Source organism: Achromobacter xylosoxidans (assembly GCF_014490035.1).
In the GTDB taxonomy this organism is placed as follows: Bacteria; Pseudomonadota; Gammaproteobacteria; order Burkholderiales; family Burkholderiaceae_B; genus Achromobacter; species Achromobacter bronchisepticus_A.
In genome coordinates this window covers 2,529,422-2,555,266 of sequence record NZ_CP061008.1, presented here as the reverse complement: position 1 = coordinate 2,555,266, position 25,845 = coordinate 2,529,422, and the positions used below count along the sequence as shown (strand labels likewise).

The window sequence follows — 25,845 nt, the reverse complement described above, 5'->3', positions numbered from 1 at the left end:
TACAGCTTGTCTTAAGCTTTATACCCATTCCGGCAACCGTCCGCGCAATGGGCACTATAGAGGTCATCGTATGCAAAAACGGGTCCCCGTTGCCCCTGATGCCGCCCATTGCTCCACATGCATGCTGGGGCATGTGTGCGTGCCCGTGGGCATGGCAGCCGCCGAAGTGGAAAAGCTGGACGAACTGGTCAGGGAACGCGTGCGCCTTGAAAAAGGCAAGCCGCTCTATTCGCTGAACCACCCGCTCGACGCGGTCTACAGCGTGCGCTTCGGCAGCCTCAAGACGCAGTTGGAAGACGCGACCGGCCAGATCCAGGTCACCGGCTTTCATCTGCCCGGCGAAATCGTCGGCATGGACGGCATGCTGGACGGCAAGCACGTCTCGACCGCCGTGGCGCTGGAAGATTCCGAGGTCTGCGTCATCCGCCTGGCCGATATCGACCGGGTCGCGGCCCACCTGCCCTCGTTGCAGCAGCAATTCCGCCGCCTGATGAGCCGCGAGATCAACCGCTCGCACCAGATGCTGGCATCGCTGGGCTCCATGCGCTCCGAGCAGCGCCTGGCCGCGTTCCTGCTGAACCTGTCGCAGCGCTACGCATCGCTGGGCTATTCCTCCACCGAATTCGTGCTGCGCATGAGCCGCGAGGAAATCGGCAACTATCTCGGCCTGACCCTGGAAACGGTCAGCCGGCTGTTCTCGCGCTTTGCTCGCGACGGCCTCATCAAGATCAACCAGCGCGAGGTCCGCATCCTGGACCTGCCCGCGCTCAAGCAGTTGCTGGGCCAAGAGAGCTGCTGAATCTCCGCCGCGCCATGCGCCGCGCCCTCATCCTCCCCTTGCTTCAAGCGCGGCCGGACCGCATGTGCGGCCTGGCTGCGTTATTCGCCCTGGCGGCGCTCGCGCCGCTGGCCGCGCGCGCCCAGACGCCCCTGCCCGACCCTTACGACTACAGCGAGACCGCACCCGCGCCCAAGCGCGCGGCGCCCTTGCGCTGGCAGTCCGTGGAACTGGGCAAGCCCGGCCACCGCTACAAGATGCCGGTCTACGCCAACCGCGACCTGGCCAAGGACGACCTGCGCAACATCAAGCAGGTCGTGGTCGTGATCCACGGCGTCAAGCGCGATGCCGACCGCTATTACGAATCGGTCGCCGCGCTGCTGGCGCACAACCCGGAGCGGGCGCGCGACACCCTGATCCTGGCGCCGCGCTTCTCGGGTTCGATCGATTCGGGTTTCGGCGGCATGGCGGCCTGGCGCAAGGCCAGCTGGGAAGAAGGAGAAGACAGCGTGCAGGCCGCGGGACGCCCCGCGCCCGTCAGCTCGTTCCAGGTGCTCGACGACCTGCTGCGCAGCCTGGATGACCGCAAGCGCCTGGCCTCGCTGGCCGGCATCGTGCTGGCTGGCCACTCGGCCGGCGGGCAATTGGTGCAGCGCTACGCGGTGCTGAACAATATCGACGGCACGCTGCGGCGCGACGGGCTGGCGCTGCGCTACGTGGTCGCCAATCCCTCGTCCTACCTGTACCTGAGCAACGAGCGCCCGCGCGCCGACGGCAAGGGCTACGCGCCCTACGAGCGCGGCATCTGCCCCACCTACAACCAGTACAAGTACGGCCCGGACAAGCTGCCCGCGTACTCGCGCGAGACCGACGAATCCAAGCTCTTCGTGCGCTACGCGGCGCGCGACGTCACCTATCTGCTGGGCGGCGCCGACAACAATCCCGAAGACCGCCTGCTGGACAAGACCTGCGGCGCGGAAGCCCAGGGCGCGACCCGGCTGGCCCGCGGCACGGGCTACGCGCAATACGAACACGTGCTGGCCGCCCGCGGCGCCAAACCCGTGGCGCTGCACCGGCGCGCCTTCGAAGTGGCCGGCATCGGCCACAACAGCAAGGGCATGTTCGGTTCGGCCTGCGGCGCGCAGGCGCTGCTGGGCGACGAGGCCAAGGCGGCCGACGGCGCCGCGCCCTGCGAAGTCATCAAGCCGCGCGGCAAGTGAGCCGGCGCGGCCCGGCCTGACAAAAAGCTGAACAAGAAGCGCTATTGATACGCGTGCATTTCCGCGCGCACAGGCGCAACATAACGCAATGCATGTTCCATTCGCGGCCCGCCCGCGATCGCGTGTCCGGCGTCCCCCGACAAACGCACCCGAAGGATGGATATGACACAAGCGCATCTCGACATCCCCGACGCCAAGCGCCGCATCAAGGCGATTTTCATCGGCTCCATGGGCAATCTGGTGGAGTGGTATGACTTCTACGCCTATACCGCTTTCGCGCTGTACTTCGCCCCCGCCTTCTTCCCGTCGCACGACCCGGTGGTCCAGCAACTGAACGCGGCCACGCTGTTCGCGGCCGGCTTCATCGTGCGCCCGCTGGGCGGCTGGCTGTTCGGCCATCTGGCCGACCGCCATGGACGGCGCCTGTCGCTGATGGTGTCGGTGGGGATGATGTGCGTGGGCTCGCTGATCATCGCGGTCACGCCCACCTACGCCACCATCGGCCTGGCCGCGCCCGCGCTGCTGGCCCTGGCGCGCGTGGTCGAAGGCCTGAGCCTGGGCGGCGAGTATGGCGCCAGCGCCACCTACCTGACCGAGATCGCGGACCCCGAGCATCGCGGCTTCTATTCCAGCTTCCAGTACGTCACGCTGATCGGCGGCCAGCTCTGCGCCATCCTGGTGCTGCTGCTGTTGCAGAACGTGTTCCTGACCCACGAGCAGCTGGTGGCATGGGGCTGGCGCATCCCCTTCGTGATCGGCGCCATGCTGGCCATCATCACTGCCCTGATGCGGCGCGACATGCCCGAGACGGACTCCTACAAGGAAGCCCAGAAGGCGCCCAAGCCGCAGACCAGTTCGCTGCGCGGCCTGCTGAAGTATCCGCGCGAAGTCGCGATCGTGGTGGGCCTGACCGCGGGCGGCACGGCGGCGTTCTATACCTTCACCACCTACATGCAGACCTTCGTGCGGCAGACCTCGGGCTTCTCCGACATCGTCACGACCTACATCATCGCCGGGTCGCTGATCTTCGCGCTGATCCTGCAGCCGGTCTATGGCGCGCTGTCCGACAAGATCGGGCGCAAGCCGTTGCTGGTGTTCTTCGGCGTGGCAGGCGCGGCGCTCACGGTGCCCATCCTGATGACGCTGTCGCATACGCGTTCGCCCTTCATGGCCTTCCTGTTGATCTGCGGCGCCTGGGTGTTCACGGCCGGCTATACCTCCATCAACGCGGTAGTGAAGGCGGAGCTCTTCCCCACCAACATCCGCGCCACCGGCGTGGCCGTGCCCTACGCCGTAACGGTGTCGATCTTCGGCGGCACGGCGCCGGCCATCGCCCTGTTCTTCAAACAGCAGGGGCATGAGGAGTGGTTCTACTACTACCTCGCCGGCATCATCTTCCTGTCGCTGCTGGTGTACGCCACCATGCGCGACACCAAGCACCAGTCGGCCATGCACCAGCACGCCTGATTCCTTTCGCGCCAACTTTGTTGCTTGACAGTCCGGCGGCTTCGGCTTAATACTTAACCCTATGGTTAAGTTTAAAGACGATACGCTGGACAGCATCTTTTCAGCGCTGGCTGACGGCACGCGGCGCCGGGTGCTGGCCGACCTGGAACAAGGCGCGGCCTCGGTCAGCGAGCTGGCCCGGCCGCACGCCATGTCCCTGCCCGCTTTCATGAAGCATCTGCGCGTGCTGGAAGACGCCGGCCTGATCGCCCGCGCCAAGGACGGCCGGGTCGTGAACTGCACGCTATCGCCCGAACCCATGCGGGCGGCATCCGACTGGCTGGCCCGCTACGAGAAGTTCTGGAACGGTCAGTTGGATTCGCTGGCGCGGTACCTGTACCACGAGGAAGAGGTCCACCCATGGAAAAACGAAGCACCCGACACGAAGCAGCTCCCATCGAACTCCGCCTCAAACGCCGCTTCGACGCCCCCATCGAACGCGTCTGGCGCGCCTGGACGGACCCGCAAGCGCTGATGCGCTGGTTCGGTCCCGCCGAAACCCGCAAGGTGCTGCGGGCGGAAACCGACGTGCGCGTGGGCGGGGCCTACCAGGTGGGCTTCGCCACCGAGGACGGGCTGGAGCACCACGCCAGCGGCCACTACCGCGAAGTCGAGCCGCAGCGCCGGCTGGTGTTCACCTGGGCCTGGCGCGACACGCCCGCGGAAATCTCGCTGATCACGCTTGAGTTCAGCCCCGCGGACGGCGGCACGGAGCTCGCCTTCCTGCAAACCCCGTTCGTCGACCAGGCCACCCGCGACAGCCACCAGCATGGCTGGCTGGGCGCGCTGGAGCGGCTGGCGGCCCATCTGGCGAAGCCGGCCTGAATCCCTGCCGTTCGCCCTATCCGGGCCTGCCGGCCCGATCCAAGGAGACACACGATGCAGACCGATCACCCCGTCGTATCCCGAGCGCAATGGGACATCGCGCGCGAGGCGCTGTTGCGGCGCGAAAAAGAACTGACGCGGGCCCAGGACGCCCTGGCCCGCGAGCGCATGGCCCTGCCCTGGGTCAAGGTGGACAAGCCCTACCGCTTCCAGGGCGCCGCCGGCTCCGTGGATCTGGCCGGACTGTTCCAGGGCAGGAGCCAGCTTATCGTCTACCACTTCATGTTCGGCCCGGACTGGGAGGAAGGCTGCGTGGGCTGCTCGTTCCTGGCCGACCACATGGACAGCGCGATCATGCACCTGCGCCAGCATGACGTGACGGTGGTCGCCGTGTCACGAGCCCCCTACGCCAAGCTGGAGGCATTCAAGCGACGCATGGGCTGGCAGTTTCCCTGGTACTCGTCCGAAGGCAGCGACTTCAATTTCGACCTGCAGGCTTCCGTGCCCAAGGCCGACGGCAGCATGGAGGAAAACTCCGGCGCCAGCGCTTTCTTCCGCGACCCGGACGGCGAGATCTTCCACACCTACTCAAGCTTCTCGCGCGGCGTGGAAAGGCTGGCCGGAGCCTACAACTACCTGGAATTGGCGCCCCTGGGCCGCAACGAGAACGGCCCGCACTTCAACCTGGGCGACTGGGTACGCCACCATGACCGCTACGACGACGCCCGGGCGCACGCCTGCCACGCCTGCGGCTAGGCGCAAGCCCGGCCGCGCCGTCAGCATGGCCTCCGACGCGGCCTTCCTGTGGCTGGCCTGCACCGCGGCCATGGCCGCGGGGTTGTGGGCGGACACGCTGCGCACGCCGGCGACGCTGCTGGCCAGCCTGTGCGGAGCGTCCGGCGGGCTGCTGGAACAAGCGTGGCGCCATGCGGCCCTGATGCCCGCCAGCAGCGCAGCCATGCTGATTGCCGCGCTATTGCCGCTGCCGGGCGCGCCCCGCATGGCCGCGCGGCTGGCCTGCGCGCTGGCGATGGGACTGGGCATGCTGGCGGGGGCTCAATGGGGCATGGCGGCGGCGCTGGCCGCGGGCGCCGCGCCGTTCGGCGGCATGGCTGCCGGCATGGCGCTGGGAATGGGCCTCGCCACGGCCGCCGCGGCGCTGATTGCAGGCGCTAGCGCCGCGCCCCGGTGAGCGGGCGCGGCTGTGCCTGAGGCGCGGCCTCGATCGGCGCGGCCAGCGGCGCCTGGATTTCCAGGGCCGATTCCGCCCGCGCCACGCAGGGCAGGATCCAGCCCTCTTCCTTTTCGTCGCGCGACAGCCCCGGCCACTCGATGCGGTACGAGATTTCGCCTTCCAGCAACAGGCACATGCAGGCGCGGCAAGTGCCGTTGCGGCACGAGCTGGGCAGCTTGATGCCGGCCGCCTGCGCCGCCAGCAACACGGAGGTATCGGCCGGCGCGTCGAAGCGCAGGCCGGCTGGCAGCACCAGAACGGGAAAAGCGGACATGGCTGGACAGATCCCGCGCGGGCCTCAGCCCGCGTTGTCCTGCCAGTCCAGCTGCCAGGCGCCGGACAGCACGTTCTGCATCCACAGCACGCAGGTCAGCGTCTTGGCGTCGGTGACCTCGCCCTTGGCGCAGGCGGCGATCAGTTCGGCGGGGTCCGCGCTGATCACATCCAGGAATTCGTCCTGGTCCAGTTGGCGCGGCCCGGCGCGCAGGCCGCGGGCGAAGTAGATGTGGATGATCTCGGTGGAATAGGCGATGGCCAGGTGCAGCGCCCCCGCATGCGCCCACTGATCCGCGGCATAGCCGGTTTCCTCCAGCAGCTCGCGCTTGCCGCAGGCCAGCGGATCCTCGCCCGGATCCAGCTTTCCGGCCGGGAACTCGGTCATCACGCGTCCGATGGGATAGCGGAACTGCCGCTCCAGCAGGACCCGGCCATCGTCCAGCAGGGGGATCACCACCACCGCGCCCGGATGCACCACGTACTCGCGCGTGGCCGTGTTGCCGTTGGGCAGGCTGACCGTGTCGCGGCGGATCTTCAGGAAGGCGCCGTTGTATGGCGCCTCGCTGGCGACGAGTTTTTCTTCGAGATGGGAGTCGGGCTTGCGGGTCATGGCGGGTCGGATACCTCAAGGGACGCGCGGATGATGGCCAGTCCGCGCGGGCAGCCCGAGCTTACCATCGCCGCCCGCCTCCCCCGATGACGCCTACTCCGCGACCCGGATGACGAGCTTCCCGAAGTGCCGGCCCGACGCCAGGTGCTCGAACGCCTCGCGTGCCTCGGCAAAGGGGTAGACGCGGTCGATGACGGGCGCGATGCGCGACACGTCGACGAAACGCGCCACGTCCTCGAGCATCTTGCGGCTGCCGACGAAGATGCCTTCCAGCCGCTTGACGCCCGCGATCAGGGCCAGGGGCGCAACCGGCACGGCTGCGAAGCCGCTGACGCCGCCGATGACCGCAATGGTGCCGCCCATGCGCGCAGCCGCCACGGAACGTTCGAGCGTGCCTTCGCCGCCCACTTCCACCACCACGTGCGCGCCCTCGCCGCCGGTCAGGCGCAGCACTTCGTCCTGCCATTGCGGCGTTTCGCGGTAGTTGATCGTCAGGTCCGCGCCCAGTTCGCGCGCGCGGGCCAGCTTGTCGGCGCTGGACGAGGTGATGATGGCGCGCATGCCGGCCGCCTTGGCCAGTTGCAGGCCCCAGATGGAAACGCCCCCAGTGCCCAGGAACAGCGCCGTCTGGCCCGCCTTGGCGCGTCCGGCGACGAACAGCGCGTTCCATGCCGTGACGGCGGCGCAAGGCAGGGTCGAGGCCTGCTCGTCGCTCAAGGAGGCCGGGGTGGCGACCAGGGCATGCTCGGCAAAAATGCTCTCGGTGGACAGCAGGCCGTCGGTGGCGGCGCCGGGCGCCAGCGCCACCGTGGCGGGAGTGGGCTCGCCGTCGATCCAATCCGGCATGAACGCGCCCATGACGCGGTCGCCGACCTTGAAGCGGGTCACGCCCGTCCCTACCTCGATCACCTCGCCGGCAGCATCCGAGGCGGGAATGACCGGCTCGGCCGCAGCCTTCAGATAATTGCCGCGCGCCACCATCAGGTCGCGATAGTTCAGCGACACGGCCTTGATGCGCACGCGCAGCTCCAAGGGACCCAGGCTGCGCGGCTGGCGCGTAACGCGCTCCAGCGAAGCGATGTCCTTGCCGCTGGTGACGGTGTATGCCTGCATGTTGTTTCTCCTGTATCGATTCAAGAATGGCCGCCCCGCTGCGCCTTCGGCTTGCAGCCTCTCGAGGCTTTCTTGCCTTGAGACGGCTACCCGTGGCGGCCAAGTACCGATAAGATATATGGGAATCAATTTCCCTAGTGGCGAATATTTTTCATTTCATCGGATCGCCATAGGAACCAATAACAAACAGGGAGTCCATGATGGCGACCGCGATCACGTATGACCGCCTGAGCGGCATCGAAGTCTTCGTGCAGGCCGTGGAAGCCGGCAGCTTCGCGCTGGCGGCGGAACGCCTGAACCTCACGCGCTCCGCGGTGGGCAAGTCCATCGCGCGGCTGGAGGCGCGGCTGGGCGCCAGGCTGTTCCACCGCACCACCCGCCAGCAAAGCCTGACCGATGATGGCCAGGCCTACTACGACCGTTGCGTGCGCGCGCTGGCCGAACTGCAAACCGCCGAGGCCGAGCTGGACAGCGGCCGCCGCGAGCCCCAGGGGCGTCTGCGGGTCAGCGCGCCGCTGGTGTTCGGCCGGCATTGCGTCGCACCCGTGCTGCGCGAACTGGCGCTTGCGCATCCGCAGCTGCAGGTCGAGATTTCATTCAACGACAGGGTCGTCGATCTGATCGAGGAAGGCTACGATCTGGGCATCCGCGTGGGCGAACTGCCCGATAGCGCCAGCCTGGCCGCGCGCAGGCTGGGCATGCAGACCATGGGCATAGGGGCCGCGCCCGCCTACATCCAGGCGCATGGCCGTCCAACCACCGTGGACGAGCTGCGGCAGCATGCCGCCATCGTCTACACGCGCAACGGCGTGGACAAGGCCTGGGCGCTGAATGGGCCGGACGGCCAGGAGCTGGAGCTGCGCCCGCGCCCCAGCCTGCGCGTGGACGACCTGCAAGCCATTGCGGATGCCGCCATCGCTGGCGCAGGACTCGCCTGGCTGCCCTGCTGGATGCTGACGCACTATGTGCGCACCGGCGAACTGGACGTGCTGATGCACGGCGATCGCCTGGCCGCGCAAGAGGTGCACGCCGTCTGGCCGCAAGCGCGCTATCTGCCGTCCAAGACGCGCGCCGCCATCGACGCGCTGGCGGCGCGCGTACCCTCGATGCTGGCCGCCTGAGCGGCTCAGCCGAACTTGCGGCGGGCGTCCAGCGCCAGGCCGGCGCCGATGCTGCCGAACAGATCGCCTTCGACGCTGCGCGCGCCCGGCACCAGGGCCGAGACGGATTCGCGCAGACGCGGCACGCGGCTGGAACCGCCGGTGAAGAACACCGTGTCCACATCCGCGGTCGATACGCCGGCGTCGCGCAACAGCGCGCGCACCGTGGTCTCGACCTTTTCGATCAGGCGGCCCACGCAGGCATCGAACGAGGGGCGCGTCACGTCCACGCCCAGCTCCGGCGCGATGCGCGACAGGTCGATGCGCGCGGCGGGCGTCTCCGACAGCGCTATCTTGGCCTCTTCGACCTGCACCGCCACCCAGTGGCCGGCGCGCTGTTTGACCAGGTTCAGCAGCAGATCGATCTTCTCGCGGTCGCCGGCTTCGGCGCGGATGTAGGCGAAGTGTTCGGCGGCCTTGCGGGTATAGGCCTGGTTGATGGTGTGCCAGCAGGCCAGGTTGCCGTATTGCGTGGACGGCACGTCCTTGCCGCTGCGCAACTGGCTACCCAGCCCCAGCATGGGCATCACGTGCGCCAGGCTGAGCTGCTTGTCGAAGTCCACCCCGCCGATGTGCACGCCGCCGTAGGCCAGGATGTCCTCGCGGCGGTCGGCCTTGTTGGCGCGGCCGGGCCCCAGGCGGATCAGCGAAAAGTCGGAAGTACCGCCGCCGATGTCGATGACCAGCACCAGCTCTTCGCGGTCGATCTGCGATTCGTAGTCGAATGCGGCGGCCAGCGGTTCGAACTGGAATTCGATATCGGTGAAGCCGACGCTGCGCGCGATCTCGCCCAGAGTGTCCTGGGCGGTCTGGTCGGCGGCCGGATTGTCGTCCACGAAAAACACCGGCCGGCCGAGCACCGCGCGCGTGAAGCCGCGCCCCGCCGCCGTTTCGGCGCGGCGCTTGAGTTCGGCGATGAAGCGCGTGAGCAGGACGCGGAACGGAATCGAACGGCCCTGCACTTCCGTCGAACCGTCGATCAGCGAGCTGCCCAGCAGGCTCTTCATCGAGCGCATCAGGCGCCCGTCGTAGCCCGCGAGATAGTCGGAGATGGCGGCGCGGCCATAGCTGACTTCGGCGTCTTCGTCATGGAAGAAAATGGCAGAGGGCAAGGTGGTCTTGCCGTCTTCCAGGGCGAGGAGCGCGCGCTGATCGGGGCGGCTCCAGCCGACGGTGGAATTGGACGTGCCGAAGTCGACGCCGCATGCGGTGGAAATCATGGGGAATTCTGGTGCTGAAAGCAAAACGGCGCACAAGTGTAGCCGCAACCGCCAGAATCGCCATATCAGCCCGTGCGCGCCAGCGCCCTGGCCGTGAACGCCAGCGTCGCGGCCGCCACCAGCAGGCCGCTGGCAAAGCCCCCGACGTAGCCGACCTGGGCCGCCAGCCCGGTCATGAGGGACGAGGTCAGGATCTCGCCCAGGTCGCGCGCGCTTTGCACCGCGGTCATGTCGGTGCCGGCCTGCTCGCCGCGGCTGGCAAAGCGCATGGCCAGCGTCATCAGGGCCACGGACGCGGCGCCCGCGCCGAACGCCCCCAGCGCCTGCGCGCCCAGGGCCGTGCCCGTCTGCGCCGGCATCCAGCCCTGGGCCTGCGCCATCCAGGCCAGCGCAGCCGCGCCCGAGGCGGCCAGGCCCAGCGCCAGCACCGCGCGCGCGCCCAGCCGGCCGATCAGCCAGGCGCCGCCGCCGCAGCCCAGCAGCACCGTCACCACGCCGCCCGCCATGCCGACGCGCCCCACGGCCTCGACCGCCCAGCCCGCATCCACCAGGAATAGTTTGGACAGGCCATAGCCCGCCACCGCGGTCATGGCCGACAGGAAGGCGGCTGCGGCCAGAGCCCAGGCGCCGGGGCGGCGCACGAAGGCGCCCAGCGTGGCGCGCCGCCTGGCCGCGGACATGGCCAGTTCGGTTTCACGCCAGGCGGCCGCCAGCAGCAGGCTGAACGCCACCACGGCCGCCAAGGTCAGCAGCGCGCCGGTCTGTCCGATATGGCCCGCCAGCATCAGGCAACCCGGTCCGCCGAAGAAGAAGCCCACCATGGTGCCGCCCACCTGCACGGCATTGGCGCGCGCCAGATCCTGCCCCTGGAAGCGCTCGGCCGTCAGGCCGTCAGTGGCGATGTCCTGCGTCGCGCTGGCCAACGACGCCAGCGCCATCAGGGCGACCACCCAGGCCGCCGCCGCGGCATCGATGCCCAGCCAAGACAGCGCCAGCAGGCAGGCCAGGACCACGGCCTGCATCGGCAGGATCCAGCTGCGCCGCCGGCCCAGGGCGCGGGTCCAGCGGTTGTCGACCACGGGCGCCCACAGAAACTTCAGCACCCACGGCAGGCCGACCAGCGGCAGCCAGGCCAGCGCGTGCAGGTCCGCGCCGTCGCGGCGCAGCAGCGTGGGCAAAGCCTCCATGGCCACGCCCAGCGGTATGCCTTGGGAAAAATACAAGGCGCCTATCATCACGAACATGCGTGCGTCTGCAATACGGTTCACTTCAGATTTCCTTCGACGAGGGGCTGCGGGATTGCGGCGGCATCCGCGCGGCGGTGTTCGCTGCCCTGCCCCGGCGTCACGAACAGGATCTTGCCGGGACAGGCGACGTGCAGGCGGTGCCACACGCCGCGCGGCACGATGGCGCTGCGCCGGGTATCCAGCAGCATGTCGGTCTGGGCGCCGTCTTCCGCCATCAGTGTGACCACCACGCGCCCTTCCAACACGCAGAGCATTTCATCGCCCGCCGGGTGGCGCTCCCACACATCGCCATGCACGTCGGCGTCGCTGGCCACGGCCTTGATGCCGACCAGCCATTCGTCCTGCGGCGCGAGCCGGCGCAAACGGCCCACATCGCGCATGGCGCCCTCGCGCCCCAGCGCCACGAAGTGGTCCAGCCAGTCGAACACCGGTCCGGTATCGGGTGCACTCATCGATCTCTCCTTCTGGTTGCCGGCGGGCGCGCGCGGACGGCGCCCGCCGCGGGTCATCAGTATTCGGCGCGCAGGGTCAGCATGACGTTGCGGGGCTCGCCGTAGCGGTTGTTCCAGGCCGTACCCGACAGGCTCTGGTAATAGCCGCGGTCGAACAGGTTGTTGACGTTGAGCGCCGCGGTCACGTGCTTGTCCACCCGGTACGCCATGCGCAGGTCCACCAGCGCATAGCCGCCCTGGCGCAGCGTGACGGGACCGGACACCGTGGAGTAGCCCGACTGCACTTGCAGCCCGCCGCCCACGCTCAGCCGCCGCTCCAGGCCGGGCAAGGCATAGTTGGTCCATACGCGGAAGATGTGCTTGGGCGTGAAGCGCGCGAACGGCTGTCCGCCGGATTCCGAATCCGTCAGGTACTTGCTGGTGTTGAAGGTGTAGCCCGCGGCCACTGTCCAATAGGGCGTAATGCTGCCGGAGGCTTCGGCCTCGACGCCGCGGCTGCGCACTTCCCCGCCCGAGATGTAGTAGCAGTTGCGGCCCACGCACGGCCAGGCGGGGTCCTCCTGCGCGCGGTTCTTCTGCTGGATCTGAAACACGGCCAGCGACACGTTCAAGGCGCCGTCCGCCAGCTCGCCTTTGACGCCGGCCTCGTAGTTGGTGCCGGTAATGGGATCCAGCGGCTTGCCGTCGCGCGTCAGCTCGCCCTGCGGCTGGAAGACCTGCGCATAGCTGCCATATAGCGACCACTGACGGTCGAGGTCCACGATCAATCCGCCATACGGCGTGAACTCCGGATCAATGCGCTGGCGCGCGCGAGGCGCGCTCTGGTTCCACCAGCTCATGCGTCCGCCCAGCACCAACGTCACCGGATCGGCCAGCGAAAAGCGGCCCATGCCGTAAACGCCCTGCTGCTTGAGCCGCGTTTCGCCGGGCGAGGTGTATGGCCCCACGCCAGGCTCGGGCACGCTGTGCGGATCCCAGTCGAAGACGTTGACCGGCACGTTCGGATAGGGCGTCAGGTCCGCGCTGTATTGCTCGGACGTAGTGCGCTGGGCATTGCCGCCCAGCAATAGTTCATGGCGCCGGCCGAACAGTTGCACCGGGCCGCCGACATAGGCGTCCACGCTGGCCTGCGTGTTGTCGAACTTGTAGGCCGCGCCCATCAAGGAGGAACCCAGCCCGGTCTGGCGGTCTATCGCGCCATAGGCGCCTGCGTACTTCAGGTTGCTGTCCGCAGTCAGGTAATTGGCGCTGATCTTGGCGCTCCAGCCTTGGCCGAAGCGATGCTCCAGGTCCGCGAACACGCGCGTCGTATCCCAGTTGAAGCGGTCCCAGGCCACGTCCAGGTAGGTCGAACGCTTCAGGCCGATATCGCCGCCGTCCTTGTAGCGCGGCACGCCGGCCATGTTGGTGGTAGAGCGGATGCGTTGGGTCTGCAGGCCGGCGGACAGCACCGTGTCCGGCCCCAGGTCCACCTCGCCTATGGCGTAAAGCAGGGCCGACTGCTGATCCGCGACGTCATAGAAATAGCCGCGGTCCTCCATGGCGCCGACGATGCGGCCGCGCACGCTGCCGCTATCGTTCAACGGACCGCCCAGGTCGGCCTCCGCGCGGTAGCGGTCCCAGCTTCCAGCGCTGAGGGAACCGCTGAACGAGAACTCGCGTTGCGGCCGCTTGCGCACCAGGTTCACCGTGGCGGCGGGATTGCCTGCGCCATGCATCAGGCCGTTGGCGCCGCGCAGGATCTCCACGCGTTCGTACACCGCCATGTCCTGAGGCGATGCCGCCATGTTGCCCATCAGCACCGGCACGCCGTCCTGCTCGAACGAATCCACCTTGAAGCCGCGCGCGTAGTACGCGGTGGTCAGCAGCTGATAGGGCTGCACCGTGATACCGGTGGCGTGCTGCATCACCTCGTCCAGGCTTTGCAGGTTCTGCTCGCGCATCCGCTCCTGCCCGATCACCGTCACCGACTGCGGAATCTCGCGCAGCGTCAGCGGCAGCTTGCCGAGGGTCGCCGTGTCCTGCGCCACGCCCTCGCCGCTGACCGTCACCGCCGGCAGCGACGCGGCCTCCTGCGCCTGCGCTGGCGCCACCGTCACCGCCACCGCAAGCCACAGCGGCCAATGCTGCGCCCGCGCCGCGTTCCTGCGCGGCGCCCCCGTTTTCACCTGTTTTCGCACTGCCTGTCCTCTTAGAACTTTATTGAGAATAATTCTCAAGTAATTCTAGGAATGACGGCAGCCGTGCGCTGGCGATTGCGGAAGTCTTGCTGGCGATTGCGGAAGTTTTGACGCCTCAGCGGCCCGGCCCGACGCTGCTGGGCAGCACGCCGTAGCGGCGCAGGAACGCCTTGGTGAAGTGCGAATCGGTATAGCCGCAGGCGTAGGCCGCCTCGGATACGGTATAGGCGCCTTCGGCCAGCAGGACCTGGGCTTGCTCCATGCGTCGTTCACGCACGTAGGCGTAGACGCTCTGGCCAAACAGCTTGCGAAAGCCGGTGGTGAGCTTGTTGACGTTCACGCCCGCGCGCCGCGCCAGTTCGGGCAGGGACGGCGGATCCTGCAGGTTCGCCGCCACCAGGTCGCGCGCGTATTGCAGGCGTTCCACGTCGGCGCGCGTCAGGCCGCGAATGGGCGCGACCTGCTCCGCCGGCTGCAGCGCGCCCAGGGCCAGCGCGGCCAGTTCCAGCGCCTTGGCCGAGAGGTACATGCGCTTGAGCGCACCCTGCACCGGGCAGGCCAGCATCTGGTGGCCCAGGGCCTCCAGCTTGCGGTCCGCCCGCATATTGGCCTCGGCGTACGCGCCTACGGCCCGCGGCGCGCACAGCAGGCCCGCCAAGTGGGCCGGATCCACGGAAAAGGCCTCGCGCAGATGGTCCAGGCTCGTGCGCAAGGACACGAAGCGCAAGGACTGATGCGCGCCGAACTCATGCTCCATGCCCATGGCGTCCTGGCACACGCTCAGGTGCAGCGCGGGCCCGCTCACGCGGGTGGGCGCGGCGCCGCGCACGCTGTAGCGCAGGTCCCCGTCCAGCACGAGCACCAGCTTCAGGCCCGGCTCCAGGCGCTCCTGCACGCGCTCGTCGCGACCGAAGCGCAGCGTGCCGCCCGCCAGCGACATGGCGGGCGTGGCGGCCGATACGGTCCAATCAGGTTCGGGATGGGCGGCGGTCAAGATGGCGGCTCCGTCGCGGCGGGCAGCGCTGTTGATGAGATTGAATATTATTACCGTTTGACCAGAACGGAAAGCCGCCCGTTGGGCGGCCTGTGTAGTTCTTACTGCTGGCGGCGCTGCTCCAGCTCTTTCAGGCACTGCGCCACGCCGGCCTGCATCTGCGCGTTCGACACGGCGGCGCGGTCCGATACCTCGCGGCAACGCACGTACTGGGCCTGGCTTTCCGGCGTGTCGCGGATGACCGCGGGCGCGGAGCCGGATTCGGGCGTGACCGTCATGCGCAGCGTGGAAGGCGGCGACAAGCTGCCATCCTTCGAGCGTACGCTGGGGTACTGGTATTCCTGCGTGACGGGCGCCGCATTCTGCGCCTGCACGGCGCCGGCCGCGCACAGGGCGGCAAGCAGGAAGGCGGAAATGTGGAGTTTCTTCATGACGACCTCTTTTCAATGAACTGACATCCAGGGCGCGGACCGCAGCCCTGGACACGCCGCCCTATCGTATCCCCGGCCGCCAGCGTGCGGCGTGCCAAGACGCTACACAATCCGCCACAGTTGTTTCCCGCGGTTTCCCCGCCAGGCCGCCCCACGCGGGCCGCCCTACGCGGGCCGCCCTACTTCCTCGGCGCGGATTGGCGCAGCGGCGCCAGCAATGACGAAAGTCCGTTGTGGTCCAGCTCGTGCATCAAGGCCAGCAGGCGCCCCAGCTCGCCCGGCGGAAAGCCCTTGCGCGCGAACCAGGCCAGATATGGTCCGGGCAGGTCGGCGATCAGGCGCCCCTGGTACTTGCCGAAAGGCATGGTGCGCGTGACCAGCAGCGACAGCAGCTCGGGATCCATGGAGCTCACCGCGCCGTCGCGGCGCCGAAGACGATGTCCGCCGCGGGCACGGCGGCGATCTTCACGCCGAAACTGGAGATGGACGACAAGGTCGCGTTGTGATGCGCGCGGATCTGCGCGCCCGGCGCATGCGGCTTGTCCTGAGTGGTGTGGGCGTCGGCGGCCAGCGTGACGGGGTAGCCCAGCGCCGCCGCGCGGCGCACGGTCGTGTCCACGCAGAACTCGCTGGCGTAGCCGCACACAACCAGTTGCGTGGCGCCGGCCTGAGTCAGCGCATCGTCAAGACCGGTGCGCAGGAAAGAGTCCGGCGTAGTCTTGCGCACGCGGACGTCGCCATCCGCTGGTTGCAGCCGCAAGTCCAGCTGCCAGCCCGGCAGGCCGTGGTCCATGGCGCTGCCAGGGCTTTCGTGCTGCACGTAGATGACGGGCGCGCCTGCTGCGCGGGCGCGTTCGGCCAGCGCATTGATGCGCGCCAACACGGCCTCGGCATCGGCGGGCGCGGGAGTCGTCTCGAACAGCGCGCGCTGCACGTCTATCACGATCAAAGCGGTTGTCATGGGTTCCTCAAAATGATTGGGCTTCAGCCCTGCGCGGCGTTGACGCGCGCGTACATCCAGAAATCGCGAGGTTCGCCGCGCACCAGGCGGTAGCGCCGCAGCAGCCCTTCGCGTTGAAAACCGCAGCGCTCCAGCACGCCGGCCGACGCCACGTTCGTATCCAGCACGGTGGCCTGGATGCGCGCAAAGCCCAGCTCGCGCAAGGCCCACTCGGTCAATGTCACGCAGGCGCGCGTGGCGATGCCGCGCCGCCAATAAGACGGCGCGACGTCATAGGCGATTTCCGCGCGCCGCGCGGACGCAGCGATCTCATTCAAGCCTATGGTGCCTGCCAAAGCGCCGCCCCCCGTGACGATGGCCAGGCGCAGGCTGTGCGATGCCGCCGGCTGACCATAACCGCGGATCAGGCGGACCAGCGTATCCGGCCCGTCCAACTGCCAGCTGGTATGGCGCGTGACCGCCTCGTCGCGCAGATACGCATGCCAATCGTCGGCGTCCGCTTCCCGCAATGGGCGCAGCAGCAAGCCATCAAATCCCAGTTCGGGCAGGTCCTGCGGGTAGTCAGTGAGGTGCGGAATCATCCTGGGGCGCGGCCGGCTGCGGCGCCAGCGCCGCGACATGGCGCAGCTTATCAGGGTTGCGCACGATATAGATGGCGGCGATCCTGCCGTCGCGCACCTCCAGCGTGGTGGACCGCGGCAGGCCGTCCAGTTCGGTCGCCAGCACGCCCGGCATGCCGTTCAATTGGGTCACCACGGCGTCCAGGAACTGGCCGCTGGGTTTTTTCGCCAGGCCGGCGAAAAAGCGCGCGATCTTGTCGCTGCCCAGGATGGGTCTGAACACGGCCAGCTTCTTGCCGCCGCCGTCGGCATGCAGCACGGCGTCCTGCGCCAGCAGGCTGCGCAGGGCGTCCACATCGCCCGCGCGCGACGCCTGCCAGAATGCATCGGCGATGCGCGCGCCTTCCCGTTCCGTCACCGCGAACCGCGGACGCGCATCGCGCACGCGGCTGCGCGCCCGCGCGGCCAACTGCCGGCAGGCCGCCTCGTTGCGGCCCAGCGTCGCCGCAATCTCCGCGAACGGTATGTCGAACACATCGTGCAGCAGGAAAGCGGCCCGTTCCAGCGCGGACAGGCGCTCCAGCGCCAGCATCAGCGCCACCGACAGATCGTGCGCAATCTCCCCCGCCCCCGGCGCCTCATAACTGCCCGCATCAGGCAAGGGTTCCGGCAGCCATGGCCCCACGTACTCCTCGCGCCGCACGCGCGCCGACTTCAGCTGGTCCAGGCACAACCGCGTGACGGTGCGCGAGAGGAAGGCGCGCGGCGTCTCGACTTGAGCGCGGTCCGCGTCGCGCCAGCGCAGCCAGGCGTCCTGCACGATGTCCTCGGCCTCTGCCCATGACCCCAGCATGCGGTAAGCCAGGCCCTGCAGGTGCTTGCGATGGGGCTCGAAATCGGCCACGGCACCGGGAATGGCGGACGCGCTCATACAGCCGGGCCTCACTGCTTGGGATGCTGCGAGCGGAACCCGACGGCGATGCGGTTCCAGCTGTTGATCATGTTGATGGCGACCGTCAGGTTGACCTGCTCTTCCTCGCTGAAATGCCTGGCCATTTCGGCATAGTCGGCGTCCGGCGCGCGGGTGTCGGCAAGCCGGGTCAACGCCTCCGTCCACGCCAGCGCGGCGCGCTCGCGTTCGCTGTACAGCGAGGATTCGCGCCAGGCATCCAGCAGGTACAGGCGCATTTCGCTCTCGCCCTGCTTGCGGGCATCGGTGGAATGCATGTGCAGGCAGTAGGCGCAGCCGTTGATCTGCGAAGCGCGCATCTTCACCAGTTCAAGCAGGCTGTGTTCCAGGCCGCAGCCCTCGACAAAGTCGTTCAGGGCGATCATGGCCTTCATGGCCTTGGGCGAGGCGGTGTAGGCGTTCAGGCGGGCGGTGCTCATGGCGTGTCTCCGGCAAGGCAGGCATGCGCCGCGGGATGCGGCGCCATTACCCCTAGGACGAGACAGCCTGCCACGATGTGACATCGCCCGCCGGAAAATTTGTAAATCCGGCCTAGAAAGCCAGCCGCCCGCGCAATTCCCCGAACGGCACCATCACATGTTCGCGATAGGCGGGACGGGCCTGCAGGCGCTCGTACCAGGCCTGCAGATGGGGCATGGACGGATGCGGAATGTCCACTTCGAAGTAGCGGTAGAGCGTGGTGCCGGCGGGAATGTCGGCCAGGCCCAGGGTTTCGCCACCCAGATACGGGCGGTCCGCCAGCGCGCGGTCCAGTTGCCGCAGGCAGGCATGCGTGGCGGCGATGGCGCGCTCGATGGCCGCCGTGTCGCGCTGCGCCTCGGGGGTGCGGTAATAGCCCCAGAACACGCCGGTCAGAAAGGCAGGCTGCAAGGCGGTCTGGGCCCAGTCCATCCAGCCGTCGGCGCCGGCCCGCTGCGCGGGGTCGTCCGCCCAGAAGCGGCCGGCGCCGTCGCGCGCGGCCAGATAGCGCAGGATGGCATGGGACTCCCAGACCGTGGTCGCGCCATCGCGCAGCAGCGGCACCTTGCCGTGCGGATTCATGGCGCGGAACTCGGCCGTGTCCAGCAGCCCGTGCGGGCCGCCGGCCAGCACATGCTCGTACTCCAGGCCCAGCTCTCCCGCCAGCCACAACACCTTCTGCACATTGAACGAGCTACGACGCCCCCAAATGGTCAGCATGACGATAGTCCTCAGGCAGCGTGCACGATGCGCGGCTCGCAACGCACCGGGAAGTTGACCGAATTGGCGATGAAGCAGAAATGGTGCGCGCGCTCGTGCAGTTCGGCCGCCAGCGCCGCGTCGTCGCCAGCACGGATGGTCACTTCGGGACGCAGGGTGACGGCGCTGAAGGCGCCGCCGCGCTGGCGGTCCTCGACCATGACGCCTTCGGCCTCGTCGCGGTAGGCCTCCACCGTCACCCCTTCGACCGCGCAGAAGTGCAGATACCAGAGCTTGTGGCACGCGGACAGCGACGCCACCAGCATGTCCTCGGGATTCCAGCGCGCGGGATCGCCGCGAAAGGCCGGGTCGGACGATCCCGGCACATCGGGCTTGCCCGCCGCTCGGATCAGGTGGTCGCGGGAATAGGCCGCGTAGCTGGACGTGCCCGAGCCGGTGTTGCCGGTCCAGTCGACGGTGACGTTGTAACGGTGTTCGCCTTTCATCGGAATCGTCCTGTTCAAGAGGGAGGCCCGGGCAGGTGCGCCTGGAAAGTAAGGTAGCGTAGCGCATGCGCGGCCGCGACCGGCCCTTGCGCTTTACATCCCGTTTCAGCACAGCCCCGTTACTGTCCGTATCGTGACCGGTTTGCCAAACAGGAGCTCGCCATGATGAAAACCACCCTGACCTGCGCCCTGACGCTAGCCCTGCTCGCCGGCTGCGCGCCCACCCGGCCCGGCGCCGGCGGTTCCGCCCCCGTCGACAGCCACACCGCCCGCGATTCGCTGGACTGGGCCGGCAGCTACGAGGGCACCCTGCCCTGCGCCGACTGCCCGGGCATCCGCACCCGCCTGACGCTCGAACAGGACGGCCGCTACCAAAGACAGACCCAGTATTTGGACCGCCAGCCGCAACCCGAGGTCGTCACGGGTTCATTCAGCTGGGAGTCCGACGGCAGCACCATCCGTCTGGATGCGTCCGGCGACAGCCAGCGCTACTTCGTCGGCGAAAACCAGGTGACCATGCTGTACCGCGACGGCACCCGCCCGACCGGCCCGCTGGCCCCCCACTACGTGCTGCGCCGCGCGCAATAAGGCATCGCGCAACGCGCGCGCTTGCGGCTATGCTTGCCGCAACATCCGCGCCCACGCGCGGGGCCCTCTCCGCCCAAGGAAACCATGAAGACCGACCACGAGCTGCTTTCCGCCTTCGCCCCCACCGGCGCGCTGCGCGCGTCCATCAACCTGGGCAATCCCATCCTGGCGCACGCCGACCCCGTCACCGGCCAGGCCGGCGGCGTCTCGGTCGACCTGGCCACGGAACTGGCGCGGCGCCTGGACGTCCAGCTGGAGCTGGTGGTGTTCAAGTCGGCCGGTGAATCCGTCAACGCCGTGGCTGCCGAAGAGGCCGACGTGGGCTTCTTCGCCATCGATCCGCTGCGCGGCGCGCAGATCGCCTTCACCGCGCCCTACGTGGTGATCGAAGGCGCGTACCTGGTGCGCCAGGACTCGCCCATCGCGAGCATGGACGAGGTGGACCGCAAGGGCCAGCGCGTGGTGGTCGGCAAGGGCAGCGCCTACGACCTGTACCTTACGCGGGAACTCAAGCAGGCGGAGATCTTCCGCGCGCCCACCTCGCCCGCCGTCGTCGACACCTTCATGCAGGAAAACATGGAAGTCGCCGCAGGCGTGAAGCAGCAGCTTGAAGCCGACGCGCAGCGCCTGGGCGGTCTGCGCCTGCTGGACGGCCACTTCATGCTGATCCGGCAGGCCATGGGCGTGCCCAAGAGCCGCGGCGACAAGGCCAGCGCCTACCTGGCCGCCTTCGTCGAGGCCATGAAGAAATCGGGCTTCGTCGCCGAAGCCCTGGCCCGCCACAAGATCCAGGGCGCCGCGGTGGCGCCGCTGCAAGCCTGAGCCCGCTGCTCCCGCCCCGCAAAAACAAGGCCCCGCGCAAGCGGGGCCTTTGCACGCCGGCGGCGCGTCCTCAGTGGCTGATCATCCAGGGCCTTGCGCCCGCGAACGATTTCGCCCCATCCGGCGTGGTGCGCGTCTTGCCGGCCGCCTTGCCGCCGGAACAGCATCCGCAGTTCATGCCATGGCCGGAGCGCGAGCTGCGCGGTTCGTGGGCGCTGCGCTCGTTGACCGCGCGCGCCCGGTTCACGGCGGACGACAGCGCCGAGATCGCCGGCGCTCCCCCCAGGATGCGGCCGCACATCACGCCGCATTGCGGGCAGGCGGCGGGATCGCGCCACCTGGCCAGGGGCACCAGCGCCGCAAACTCGCCGCAATCGCCGCAGGCATAGTCATACATGGGCATGGGATGGCTCCTAGCGGTCGCGCGACAGCGGCATGTCCACGCCGCCCTGGATGTGCTTGACGGGGCCGGACGCCGACGGCTGGATGTCGAAGTCGAAGATCTCCGTCGGCAGCCACAACGTGGCGCAGGAGTTGGGGATGTCCACCACCCCGCTGATATGCCCCTGCACCGGCGCGCAGCCCAGCAGCGAATACGCCTGGGCGCCCGAATAGCCGAACTTCTTCAGGTACTCGATGGCGTTAAGGCAGGCTTGCCGGTACGCGACGTTGACGTCCAGGTAGTGCTGCTTGCCGGACTCGTCCACCGAAATGCCTTCGAAGATCAGGAAGTCCTTGTAGGCCGGCGTGATCGGGCTGGGCTTGAAGATCGGGTTCTTGATCGCGTACTTCTCCATGCCGCCCTTGATCAGCGACACGCGCATGTGCACCCAACCCGCCATTTCAATGGCGCCGCAGAACGTGATCTCGCCGTCGCCCTGAGAGAAATGCAGGTCGCCCACCGACAGGCCGCCGCCCTTCACGTAGACCGGGAAGAACACCCGCGCGCCGCGCGACAGGTCCTTGATGTCGCAGTTGCCGCCATGCTCGCGCGGCGGCACCGTGCGCGCGCCCTCGCCCGCCGCCTTGTCGCGCGCCGCGCCCTGCATGGCGCCCATGTGCGCCGTCTTCGGCGCGGGCGGATTGGCCAGCGGCGGCACGCGGTTGGGATTGGTGTCGATCAGCGCCTGTTCGCGCCGGTTCCAGGTGTCCAGCAGCTTCTTGTCCGGCAGGCAGCCGATCAGCCCGGGATGGATCAGCCCGGCGAAGTTGACGCCGGGAATATGGCGCGACGAGGTGAACATGCCATGGAAATCCCAGATGGATTTCTGCGCATGCGGAAAATGCTCGGTCAGGAAGCCGCCGCCGTTGTTGCGGCTGAAGAAGCCATTGAACCCCCACAGGCTGTCCGGCTTGGCGCCGATGTCCAGCAGGTCCACCACCAAGAGGTCGCCGGGCTCGGCCCCTTCCACGCCCACCGGCCCCGAAAGAAAGTGCACCGTGGACAGGTCCACGTCGCGGACGTCGTCGGCGCTGTCATCGTTCTTGATCGCGCCGCCGGTCCAGTCATAGGTTTCCAGCACGAAGTCATCCCCGGGCTTGACCCACACGGCCATCGGAATATCCGGATGCCAGCGATTGTGGATCTGCGCGTTCTCGTAGGGGGATTGGGCCAGGTCGACCTTGATGAGGGTATCGGTCATTCTCTTTCATCTCCAACGTAACTTGTTGATAAAACAGAAATTTATATCGACGACCGTGTAATTCGATGGCGCCGTGCAGCGCTTGTAAGTCGTTGATATGTAAAGCACAGTAGGCGAGTTTTAGATAACCGTAAACTGGGTATCCGACCAGTAGCCTTGGCGTCGGACGCAGGCGGCATGGGGCGCTTCCCACACTCACCGCAACCCATGTACCATCACCTCATCCGGGCGCCATCGCGCATAACTTTTTCGAACATTTAATACAAAACACTACGCGACCAATAAACATACCTCCACCAGACTAATAGATTCGAAGTTCGATATCTTTTTTGAAAATGCAGTGAGCGTATTTTTATTGGATGCCATGCCTGCCGCCTCTTCCGTCTCCCGTAGTACAGCGCGAAATTGTGCGATTTATATTTCCGGCGGCATCGGCGACGGAGTGCTCAGCATGGTTTTTGTCCGAGCGCTGGCCGAACAAGCCGGAGGGACCGTTTCATTGCTGATGACTCAAAATGAGTCAGCACAGGAACTGTTCCGCGCTCAGCCGTACGTGAAGGAAGTCATCTCTCTGCGTTCGGAGAACCGTTTGCGAGGTTGGGAGCGCATCACGCGGGTGAAACAGATACTGGCGGACCGCGCCTACGACAGTCTGTTTCTCTTTACCTTCCGTACTCACATTGCGTTGGCGGCCCGCCTGGCGGGAATTCCGCAACGTATCGGTTTCGTACGCATGCACCAGCCGCATCTTGCAGCGCTGCTCACGCATCGCATTTGGGTACGCCGCAAAGGGACCCCGCACCCTGACATCTATACATGGCTGCCGTTGCTGTATGCGAAGGCAGGCTATCAGTTTGAACCGCGCTATCCCTCGCTGTTCTGTACGGATTCGGCGAGCAGCAAGGCCATGCAGTTCTGCCATGCGCAATCCCGCACGATTGGATTCGGCTTGAATGGTTCGATACCCTGTAAACGCTATAGCGGCAGGGCTTTTGCGCAAGTGGCGCGCATCTTGCATGCGCGGGATGGCGGACTGCGTTTTGTATTGGTGGGCGGCAGCGATGTCCAGGACATTGCACAAGAAATTCGCAGCTTGCTACCCGAATCCATAACTTTGTTGGATGCGACGCAACAGGCCAAGGACATATGCGATAGCCAGGCACTGATCGCGAGCTGTTCGGTGTTTGTCTCCAACGACAGCATGGGCATGCACATTGCAGCGGCCCACGGAATCCCGACGATAGGACTGTTCGGCGCCACTCCCGCATTGCGGTACGTACCCTGGTTGTACCCGGTAGAGGCCACAGTAAAAGGCGACATGGCCACCATCGCGCCGCAGACAGTGGCCGAGGCGATCTGGAAGCATCTGGCGACAACGGATTCGCACGGAGCTGCCGCTCCGGCGGGCCGATGCTCCCCCCAGTTATGATGCTGCCCATTCAGTCGCATTCCCAAGGTATCCCCGCATGGCCGTTCTTGACCGCCGCTCCCTCGCCATCCTGCTCCTCTGCGCCGCCAGCGCCCCCGCCGTCGCGCAAGACTGCGTTGCGCAGGTCCAGGCGGAGCAGGCGCGCATCGACCGCGCGCAGGACGTGCAGCGCACGCGCGAAGCATCCAACGATCTGCAATTGAATCGCGAGCTGTGCCAAGGCCGCCTGGACCTGCTGGATGCCAGGTACGCCCTGGTCGACGACTTCGAGGCCTGCCGCCGCAAAGGCGTGGAGTTCCCGGCAAAGATGGCGCGCGCGCTAAGCGACGCGTCCGAGGAATTGGCCGACAAAAAGGCCGCATGGATCAGAACCTGCGGCCTGCACATGAAAGACTGAGCGGCCCGCCAGGCGGCGGGCGCATGGCTCAGGCGGCCTGCTTTTCGGCGCTGTGCGGGAAGAAAATCGCACGGCTCGGATCGAAACCGTAGCGATGCTCGAACTCGGTCGCGTCCGCGGCCAGCGCCAGCACCGAATCCAGGATGAAATCGGCCTTCTCGTCCGGCAGCAGCACGCTGAAGTTCAGGCGGATGAAGCCTGGCTTTTCCATTTCCCGGCCATCCAGGATGGCCTGGCGCATCTGCTGCGACTCATCCGCGCCGATATCCAGCAGGCGATGCACATAGGGTCCCGCGCAGGCGCAGCCGCCGCGCGCCTGGATGCCGAAGCGGTCGCTCAGCATGCGCGTCACCAGTTGCTGGTGCACGAAACCGCCGCGGCCGTTGCGCACCCGGAACGAGAAGATCGGCAGGCGTGCCGCCGTCAGCGAACCCAGCAGCTCCAGCTGCTCGGCGCCCTGCCACCTGGCCAGCGCGCGCTCTACGAAGTGTTGATTGCGCTGGCGCATGAACTCGGCGCCCAGGGCTTCCTTCACCAGCAGCACCAGCGCCGCGCGGATATCGCCCACCACGTTGGGCGTGCCCGCTTCCTCGCGCGCTTCCAGGCTGCCGCTGTAGTCGTGGCCCGCGGGCGAAACGAAGCGCACCGTGCCGCCGCCGGGCCAGGTGGGCTTGGTGTCCAGCACCGCGTCGCGGCGCACGATCAGCACGCCCGACGCGCCCGGACCGCCGATGAACTTGTGGGGCGAGAAAACAATCGCGTCGATCGCCGCGTCGGCAGCAGGCGTCATCCGGATCGTCAGATAGGGCGCGCCGCCTGCGTAGTCCCACAGCATCTTCGCGCCCGCGGCCTTGACGCGCCGGGTCACTTCCGCCACGTCCGCCACGATGCCCGTCACGTTCGAAGCCGCCGACAGCGCGCAGATGACCAGCGCGCCCTCCCCGGCTTGCAGCGCCGCGTCCAGCTGCGCCAGGTCGGGGCCGCCTGCCGGGCTTTCCGCCAGCTCGACGATTTCCGCGCCGCATTCGCGCCACGGCAGGATATTGGAATGGTGTTCGTAGGGGCCGATGATGACGCGCACCTGGCGGCCCGCGGCGATGGCCTCGCGCACGCCGAACAGGTGCACCAGCCGGTTGATGCCCGCCGTCGCGCCCGACCCCGCAAAAATCACGGCGTGCTCATCGCTCGCGCCGCAGCACCGCGCAATCGCCGCGCGCGCCTCGCGGCGCAACCGGGTAATGAAGCCGCCGCAGTAGGAAGCCTCGGTATGCGAGTTGGCGTAGTACGGCAGCACCTGCTCAAGAATGAAACGCTCGACCTGCATCAACGCCCGGCCGGACGCCACGTAATCGGCGTACACCAGCGGCTTGACGCCATAGGGGCCATCGACCACCGCATCCTTGCCGATCAGCCCTTCGGCCAGCGCCGCGGCGACGTCGGCCGTCTTCAGGCTTTCTAGGAATTGCTGCAACGGCGTGATCTTGGCGGGGGTCGTTTTGGTAGGCGTATTCATGTCGGGGATGTTCCTGGGCACACCGAAATATCATACGATGGAAAGAAATTTG

The 25,845-nt window shown here is 67.4% G+C and carries 31 protein-coding genes; 12 read left to right on the top strand and 19 right to left on the bottom strand.

Translation table 11 applies throughout. The features are described from left to right. The first annotated feature begins 70 nt into the window (after window positions 1-70). The 7 genes from IAG39_RS11980 to IAG39_RS11950 all read left to right on the top strand — a co-directional run bounded on the left by IAG39_RS11980 (window position 71) and on the right by IAG39_RS11950 (window position 5,521). The gene (locus IAG39_RS11980; RefSeq protein ID WP_013394848.1) at window positions 71-799 is read left to right on the top strand and encodes a helix-turn-helix domain-containing protein; all 729 of its coding nucleotides are present in this window, start codon (window positions 71-73) and stop codon (window positions 797-799) included. 14 nt (window positions 800-813) lie between these two features. Next, complete coding sequence (locus IAG39_RS11975) at window positions 814-1,998, top strand: hypothetical protein (protein ID WP_118934292.1); 1,185 nt, start codon at window positions 814-816, stop codon at window positions 1,996-1,998. A gap of 162 nt (window positions 1,999-2,160) precedes the next feature. After that, window positions 2,161-3,465: an MFS transporter gene (locus IAG39_RS11970; protein ID WP_059379946.1), complete on the top strand. Its 1,305-nt coding sequence runs from the start codon at window positions 2,161-2,163 to the stop codon at window positions 3,463-3,465. Window positions 3,466-3,526: 61 nt separating this feature from the next. Then, the gene (locus IAG39_RS11965; RefSeq protein WP_059379947.1) at window positions 3,527-3,979 is read left to right on the top strand and encodes an ArsR/SmtB family transcription factor; all 453 of its coding nucleotides are present in this window, start codon (window positions 3,527-3,529) and stop codon (window positions 3,977-3,979) included. Then, window positions 3,865-4,329 carry an SRPBCC domain-containing protein gene (locus IAG39_RS11960; RefSeq protein WP_118934291.1) on the top strand — a complete coding sequence of 155 codons (465 nt, stop codon included), beginning with the start codon at window positions 3,865-3,867 and terminating at the stop codon, window positions 4,327-4,329. The genes IAG39_RS11965 and IAG39_RS11960 overlap by 115 nt, the downstream gene beginning before the upstream one ends. 54 nt (window positions 4,330-4,383) lie before the next feature. Next, the gene (locus tag IAG39_RS11955; protein ID WP_059379949.1) at window positions 4,384-5,085 is read left to right on the top strand and encodes a DUF899 domain-containing protein; all 702 of its coding nucleotides are present in this window, start codon (window positions 4,384-4,386) and stop codon (window positions 5,083-5,085) included. Continuing rightward, window positions 5,036-5,521, top strand: coding sequence for a hypothetical protein (locus tag IAG39_RS11950; RefSeq protein WP_262422099.1), 486 nt, complete (start codon window positions 5,036-5,038; stop codon window positions 5,519-5,521). The genes IAG39_RS11955 and IAG39_RS11950 overlap by 50 nt, the downstream gene beginning before the upstream one ends. On the opposite strand, the gene IAG39_RS11945 is transcribed toward IAG39_RS11950, so the two are convergent. The 3 genes from IAG39_RS11945 to IAG39_RS11935 form a co-directional block, all read right to left on the bottom strand. Then, window positions 5,502-5,837, bottom strand: coding sequence for a 2Fe-2S iron-sulfur cluster-binding protein (locus IAG39_RS11945; RefSeq protein ID WP_059379950.1), 336 nt, complete (start codon window positions 5,835-5,837; stop codon window positions 5,502-5,504). The two genes, IAG39_RS11950 and IAG39_RS11945, sit on opposite strands and share 20 nt — an antisense overlap. A gap of 24 nt (window positions 5,838-5,861) precedes the next feature. Beyond that, complete coding sequence (locus tag IAG39_RS11940; protein ID WP_059379951.1) at window positions 5,862-6,449, bottom strand: NUDIX domain-containing protein; 588 nt, start codon at window positions 6,447-6,449, stop codon at window positions 5,862-5,864. 93 nt (window positions 6,450-6,542) lie between these two features. Next, on the bottom strand, window positions 6,543-7,562 hold the full coding sequence (locus tag IAG39_RS11935; RefSeq protein WP_118935238.1) for a zinc-dependent alcohol dehydrogenase family protein: 1,020 nt from the start codon (window positions 7,560-7,562) through the stop codon (window positions 6,543-6,545). Window positions 7,563-7,762: 200 nt separating this feature from the next. On the opposite strand from IAG39_RS11935, the gene IAG39_RS11930 reads away from it, so the two are divergent. Further along, the gene (locus IAG39_RS11930) at window positions 7,763-8,683 is read left to right on the top strand and encodes a LysR family transcriptional regulator (RefSeq protein ID WP_118935240.1); all 921 of its coding nucleotides are present in this window, start codon (window positions 7,763-7,765) and stop codon (window positions 8,681-8,683) included. Window positions 8,684-8,688: 5 nt separating this feature from the next. On the opposite strand, the gene IAG39_RS11925 is transcribed toward IAG39_RS11930, so the two are convergent. The 13 genes from IAG39_RS11925 to IAG39_RS11865 all read right to left on the bottom strand — a co-directional run bounded on the left by IAG39_RS11925 (window position 8,689) and on the right by IAG39_RS11865 (window position 19,401). Next, window positions 8,689-9,942 (bottom strand): Hsp70 family protein, encoded by a 1,254-nt coding sequence (locus tag IAG39_RS11925; protein WP_118935236.1) that lies wholly within the window; start codon window positions 9,940-9,942, stop codon window positions 8,689-8,691. A gap of 65 nt (window positions 9,943-10,007) precedes the next feature. After that, on the bottom strand, window positions 10,008-11,186 hold the full coding sequence (locus IAG39_RS11920; protein WP_410469184.1) for a RhtX/FptX family siderophore transporter: 1,179 nt from the start codon (window positions 11,184-11,186) through the stop codon (window positions 10,008-10,010). Window positions 11,187-11,206: 20 nt separating this feature from the next. After that, the gene (locus IAG39_RS11915; protein ID WP_118934325.1) at window positions 11,207-11,641 is read right to left on the bottom strand and encodes a cupin domain-containing protein; all 435 of its coding nucleotides are present in this window, start codon (window positions 11,639-11,641) and stop codon (window positions 11,207-11,209) included. Window positions 11,642-11,697: 56 nt separating this feature from the next. Further along, entirely contained in the window at window positions 11,698-13,746 is a 2,049-nt protein-coding gene (locus IAG39_RS11910) for a TonB-dependent siderophore receptor (protein ID WP_276310571.1), read from the bottom strand. Between the two features lie 190 nt (window positions 13,747-13,936). Next, complete coding sequence (locus IAG39_RS11905; RefSeq protein WP_223283487.1) at window positions 13,937-14,815, bottom strand: helix-turn-helix transcriptional regulator; 879 nt, start codon at window positions 14,813-14,815, stop codon at window positions 13,937-13,939. A gap of 101 nt (window positions 14,816-14,916) precedes the next feature. Next, window positions 14,917-15,246 (bottom strand): hypothetical protein, encoded by a 330-nt coding sequence (locus IAG39_RS11900; RefSeq protein ID WP_059379954.1) that lies wholly within the window; start codon window positions 15,244-15,246, stop codon window positions 14,917-14,919. Between the two features lie 179 nt (window positions 15,247-15,425). Continuing rightward, complete coding sequence (locus IAG39_RS11895; RefSeq protein ID WP_059379955.1) at window positions 15,426-15,650, bottom strand: DUF3820 family protein; 225 nt, start codon at window positions 15,648-15,650, stop codon at window positions 15,426-15,428. Between the two features lie 5 nt (window positions 15,651-15,655). After that, window positions 15,656-16,207 carry a cysteine hydrolase family protein gene (locus IAG39_RS11890; protein ID WP_118934326.1) on the bottom strand — a complete coding sequence of 184 codons (552 nt, stop codon included), beginning with the start codon at window positions 16,205-16,207 and terminating at the stop codon, window positions 15,656-15,658. A 23-nt stretch (window positions 16,208-16,230) separates the two neighbouring features. Then, window positions 16,231-16,788, bottom strand: coding sequence for a GNAT family N-acetyltransferase (locus IAG39_RS11885; RefSeq protein WP_118934328.1), 558 nt, complete (start codon window positions 16,786-16,788; stop codon window positions 16,231-16,233). Beyond that, on the bottom strand, window positions 16,769-17,698 hold the full coding sequence (locus tag IAG39_RS11880; RefSeq protein ID WP_118934330.1) for a sigma-70 family RNA polymerase sigma factor: 930 nt from the start codon (window positions 17,696-17,698) through the stop codon (window positions 16,769-16,771). The genes IAG39_RS11885 and IAG39_RS11880 overlap by 20 nt, the downstream gene beginning before the upstream one ends. 11 nt (window positions 17,699-17,709) lie before the next feature. Then, window positions 17,710-18,156 carry a carboxymuconolactone decarboxylase family protein gene (locus IAG39_RS11875; RefSeq protein WP_118934332.1) on the bottom strand — a complete coding sequence of 149 codons (447 nt, stop codon included), beginning with the start codon at window positions 18,154-18,156 and terminating at the stop codon, window positions 17,710-17,712. 112 nt (window positions 18,157-18,268) lie between these two features. Further along, on the bottom strand, window positions 18,269-18,916 hold the full coding sequence (locus IAG39_RS11870; protein WP_118934334.1) for a glutathione S-transferase family protein: 648 nt from the start codon (window positions 18,914-18,916) through the stop codon (window positions 18,269-18,271). 11 nt (window positions 18,917-18,927) lie between these two features. After that, window positions 18,928-19,401: an OsmC family protein gene (locus tag IAG39_RS11865; protein ID WP_118934336.1), complete on the bottom strand. Its 474-nt coding sequence runs from the start codon at window positions 19,399-19,401 to the stop codon at window positions 18,928-18,930. A gap of 162 nt (window positions 19,402-19,563) precedes the next feature. Between IAG39_RS11865 and IAG39_RS11860 the strand changes: the two genes are divergently transcribed. Continuing rightward, on the top strand, window positions 19,564-19,989 hold the full coding sequence (locus tag IAG39_RS11860) for a copper resistance protein NlpE (RefSeq protein WP_059379961.1): 426 nt from the start codon (window positions 19,564-19,566) through the stop codon (window positions 19,987-19,989). Window positions 19,990-20,073: 84 nt separating this feature from the next. Next, window positions 20,074-20,811 (top strand): ABC transporter substrate-binding protein, encoded by a 738-nt coding sequence (locus IAG39_RS11855; RefSeq protein ID WP_118934338.1) that lies wholly within the window; start codon window positions 20,074-20,076, stop codon window positions 20,809-20,811. Between the two features lie 70 nt (window positions 20,812-20,881). On the opposite strand, the gene IAG39_RS11850 is transcribed toward IAG39_RS11855, so the two are convergent. Both IAG39_RS11850 and fmdA read right to left on the bottom strand, forming a co-directional pair. Further along, entirely contained in the window at window positions 20,882-21,214 is a 333-nt protein-coding gene (locus tag IAG39_RS11850) for a zinc ribbon domain-containing protein (RefSeq protein ID WP_118934339.1), read from the bottom strand. A gap of 10 nt (window positions 21,215-21,224) precedes the next feature. Next, on the bottom strand, window positions 21,225-22,454 hold the full coding sequence (gene fmdA / locus IAG39_RS11845) for a formamidase (protein WP_059379964.1): 1,230 nt from the start codon (window positions 22,452-22,454) through the stop codon (window positions 21,225-21,227). Between the two features lie 340 nt (window positions 22,455-22,794). Between fmdA and IAG39_RS11840 the strand changes: the two genes are divergently transcribed. Further along, complete coding sequence (locus tag IAG39_RS11840; RefSeq protein WP_240633426.1) at window positions 22,795-23,883, top strand: glycosyltransferase family 9 protein; 1,089 nt, start codon at window positions 22,795-22,797, stop codon at window positions 23,881-23,883. Between the two features lie 37 nt (window positions 23,884-23,920). Beyond that, window positions 23,921-24,280, top strand: a complete 360-nt coding sequence (locus IAG39_RS11835) for a hypothetical protein (RefSeq protein ID WP_118934343.1) — start codon at window positions 23,921-23,923, stop codon at window positions 24,278-24,280. Window positions 24,281-24,308: 28 nt separating this feature from the next. On the opposite strand, the gene IAG39_RS11830 is transcribed toward IAG39_RS11835, so the two are convergent. Continuing rightward, window positions 24,309-25,793: an aminotransferase class V-fold PLP-dependent enzyme gene (locus tag IAG39_RS11830; RefSeq protein WP_059379967.1), complete on the bottom strand. Its 1,485-nt coding sequence runs from the start codon at window positions 25,791-25,793 to the stop codon at window positions 24,309-24,311. Window positions 25,794-25,845 lie beyond the last annotated feature (52 nt).